The sequence below is a fragment of the Acidovorax sp. Root70 genome (genome assembly GCF_001428225.1).
Classification (GTDB): Bacteria; Pseudomonadota; Gammaproteobacteria; order Burkholderiales; family Burkholderiaceae_C; genus Acidovorax.
Genome location: NZ_LMHQ01000025.1, coordinates 1 through 3,251, shown reverse-complemented (window position 1 = coordinate 3,251; position 3,251 = coordinate 1). Strand labels below are relative to the sequence as shown.

Here is a 3,251-nt window from a genome sequence, read left to right as displayed (position 1 = left end):
CAGCGCGCTGGCCTGCTGTTCTGTGCGCGCGCTCAGGTCGTTGTTCCCCGAGGCGATCTGCGCACTGGCGGACGCTACCCCTTCGGCGTTGCTGCGCACCGTGCTGACGGTGTTGACCAGGCTCTGTTGCATGCGCTGCAAGGCGCTGAGCAGGTGCCCAGTTTCGTCCTTGGACCGCACGACGATCTGGCCGCTCAGGTCACCACTGGCCACGCGGTCAGCCGCTTCCACAGCCTGCGCCAGGGGACGGGTGATGGAGCGGATGATGCTGACGGCCAGAAAGATCGCAATGCCAATGGCGAGTGCGCCCGCGATCAGCACATCCCGTTGCAACGCAGCCGCAGCCGCTTCGGCCCGTGCACCTGCGTCCGCAGTTTTAAGGGACTGAAACTCCATCTGCTCATCGATGGCGGCCATGTAGGCCCGCTGTGCGGGGCGAAGTTGCTCTTCCAGGAGCTTGAGGCCTTCGTCCCGTTGCCCTTGCTGAAGCAGTGCCAGGTATTGATCCCTCAGCTTCAGGAAATCAGCGCGCCGCTGCTGCATGCGCGTGAGGAGTTCCTTGCCTTTGTCAGAAACGAGCAATTCGTTGAGGGTTTTGTATTGCGCATCGATCTCCGCCGCAGAGGCAGAAATCTGGCTGGTGGCCGACTTCACGATCGATTCTTTGGTGAAGATCGCCAAATTGCGCACCTGAATGGCCTGCTCGTTCACTCCGTCATTGAGCACTCCCAGGGACTTGATGATCTGCAGCCGGACATCAATCACTTCCTTGAGTTCTGTGCGCTGGTTGGCCGATCGCACCAGGCTCACCGCACCCAAAGTGGCCAGCAGAAGCACCATGACGGCAAATGCCACGGCCAGCCGGGTTGAAATCTTTAACTGATTCATCCTTCTTCTCCTCTGGGTTGATGTTGTGGTGGTGATTAGCTAGAAGTTCGTTGACGAAACAAAAAAACCAAATCACCCTCAGGCAAGGCGCAAACCACGGCGATGTCTGGCGTCTTCAGGCAACGAATGTCCCACCCGGGACACCGTACGTTACCCGCGCGCAGCTTTTGTCACCAGCCCTATTTCGTCGCTGCTGAGCAACGCCTCGATGTCCATCACGATCAGCATGCGATCACCCAGGCTGGCAATGCCGGTGACAAAGGTCGGGTCCACATGGCCCTGCCGCTCGAACTGGGGCGTGGGCTTGATGAGGTCGGGCGTGAGTGAGACCACATCGGCCACCGCATCCACCACCGCACCGATCACCGTGGCGCCAATGTCAAGAATGATGACCACGGTGAACTCGGTGTAGCTGGCCTCGGAGCACTGCAGCTTCACGCGCAGGTCCAGAATGGGAACGATACGGCCACGCAGGTCGATCACGCCCTTGATGAAATCCGGCGAATGCGCCAGACGTGTGGGCCGCTCGTACGACCGGATCTCCTGCACGTGCAAGATGTCGATGCCGTATTCCTCCGCCCCCAGGCGAAAAGTCAGGAATTCACGCGCGGCTGCCGTGTGGCCGGCAGCCCCTGCGCGGGATGTGGGGTGGGCAGCGGCGGGAGCAGCGGCAATAGCGGTCATGGCACGGGCTTTCGGGCGGTTGGAGGGATGCGAACTGCGCCAGAACGCAGTGAACGCAAGAGCTATCCAAAGCATAGCAGTGCATGGTTGCAAAATGTGACATTCCTCGGCAATCCCCCCCTCCGGTTGAAGGGGACTGCACCGGGTACGGGCCGGGGCAATTGGAGAGCTTGCTCCATTTCGCGCCCTGCCTTGGTGCGCAAAAACTGCTACCGTCGCAGCAACCGCGTGCCCCGCCCGGCAGGCGCCCGTTTGGAAACGACGACCTGATGCCTTTTTTCTCCGACCGCAAATCCACCGACCCGCACCACATGCCGCCGCCAAGCCTGCCCCTGCTGGCTCTGGAGCTGCGGGCACCGTGGGAGTTTGGCGCCGTGCTGCCCGCCTGGCCTGTGCTGCAGCGAGCCCCCCTGGGGGATGGGCACACGGTCATCGTGTTCCCGGGCCTCACGGCGGGTGACACCACCACCCTGCCCCTGCGCCGCTACCTCGAATCGCGCAACTACAACACGCTGGGCTGGGGCCAGGGCCTGAACCTGGGGCCGCGCGAAGGCGTGCTGGAGACCGCCAAGGCCCAATTGCAGCAAGCGGCGGATGCCAGCGGCAACAAGGTGAGCCTGGTGGGCTGGAGCCTGGGCGGTATCTACGCCCGCGAGCTGGCCAAGGAGATGCCGGACCTGGTGCGCTGCGTGGTCACCCTGGGCACGCCGTTTGCAGGGCCACACACCTCCACCAACGCCTGGCGCATCTATCAATTCGCCAGCGGCCGCAGCATCGAGCGCGAGACCGAGAACTACAACCTGCCCGAGGCGCCCACCGTGCCCACCACCAGCATCTACTCGCGCACCGACGGCGTGGTGGCCTGGCGCGGCAGCATCCAGGCGCCCGCCGACCACAACCCCCACACCGAGAACATCGAAGTGGTGGCCAGCCACTTTGGCATCGGCCTGAACCCGAGCGCCTGGTGGGCCGTGGCCGACCGCCTGGGCCAGCCCCACGGGCCTGGCGTGGTGTGGCAACCCTTTCAGCGCCCCCAGTTGCCGGGGCTGCACTTGGTGTATCCCAACCCGCACCGCTGACCAGGGCACAGACCGGATCACTGACCGGCCTGAATGGACGGCACGTTGCTAGGTGCCAGGCAAAAAAAAGCACGCAGAAGGTAGCCCCTCTGCGTGCTTCTTCACTTCTGTTTTGATAGCTATCAGCGCATGATCTACCTGCGCTTGCGGCCGTTTTGACCTGAATTCTTCATACCGAGGCCTGTCTGGCCCTCGTCAGAAGCTCTCCCAGTCGTCGTCGCTTCCCCCTGCCTTGGGCGCCTGGGCCGGGCTGGGCGCTGCAGGTTTGGCGGCTGCTGCCGGGGCTGCAGCCCCTGCGCTGCTGGCCTTGGGCGCTGCCAGGCTGGCGGCGGGTTTGCTGCCGCTCTTGGCGCTGCTGCCCAGGCTGGTGCTGCGGGCCGGGGCCTTGTAGCTGGGCGCTGCCATGGGAGCGCGGGCGGGGGCTGCGCTGCTGCGCGCCGGGCTGTGGCTGATGCTGGCGTCGAGCTTGAATACGGCCACGGCATTGACCAGTTCGCCGGCCTGGGCGTTCAGCGCGCTGGCGGCCGCGGCCATTTCTTCCACCAGGGCGGCGTTTTGCTGGGTGGCCTGGTCCATCTGGGTGACGGCTTCTCCCACTTG

The 3,251-nt window shown here is 64.1% G+C and carries 3 protein-coding genes and 1 pseudogene; 1 reads left to right on the top strand and 3 read right to left on the bottom strand.

Annotated elements, in window-relative coordinates; all coding sequences use genetic code 11:
• Together ASD94_RS13235 and ASD94_RS13230 are read right to left on the bottom strand one after the other, a co-directional pair.
• The coding region (locus ASD94_RS13235) for an MCP four helix bundle domain-containing protein (protein WP_156391430.1) at positions 1-888 on the bottom strand (888 nt) is incomplete at its 3' end.
• Positions 889-1,038: 150 nt separating this feature from the next.
• The gene (locus ASD94_RS13230) at positions 1,039-1,572 is read right to left on the bottom strand and encodes a chemotaxis protein CheW (RefSeq protein ID WP_056643688.1); all 534 of its coding nucleotides are present in this window, start codon (positions 1,570-1,572) and stop codon (positions 1,039-1,041) included.
• A 269-nt stretch (positions 1,573-1,841) separates the two neighbouring features.
• On the opposite strand from ASD94_RS13230, the gene ASD94_RS13225 reads away from it, so the two are divergent.
• Positions 1,842-2,651: a triacylglycerol lipase gene (locus tag ASD94_RS13225; protein WP_056643686.1), complete on the top strand. Its 810-nt coding sequence runs from the start codon at positions 1,842-1,844 to the stop codon at positions 2,649-2,651.
• A gap of 195 nt (positions 2,652-2,846) precedes the next feature.
• Here ASD94_RS13225 and ASD94_RS23780 read toward each other — a convergent pair.
• A pseudogene (locus ASD94_RS23780) lies at positions 2,847-3,251 on the bottom strand (methyl-accepting chemotaxis protein); the annotation flags it as partial.

Excerpts from the sequence above, each read along its gene's own strand:
- ASD94_RS13230 (WP_056643688.1), bottom strand. The coding sequence starts at position 1,572 with ATGACCGCTATTGCCGCTGCTCCCGCCGCTGCCCACCCCACATCCCGC.
- ASD94_RS13225 (WP_056643686.1), top strand. The coding sequence starts at position 1,842 with ATGCCTTTTTTCTCCGACCGCAAATCCACCGACCCGCACCACATGCCG.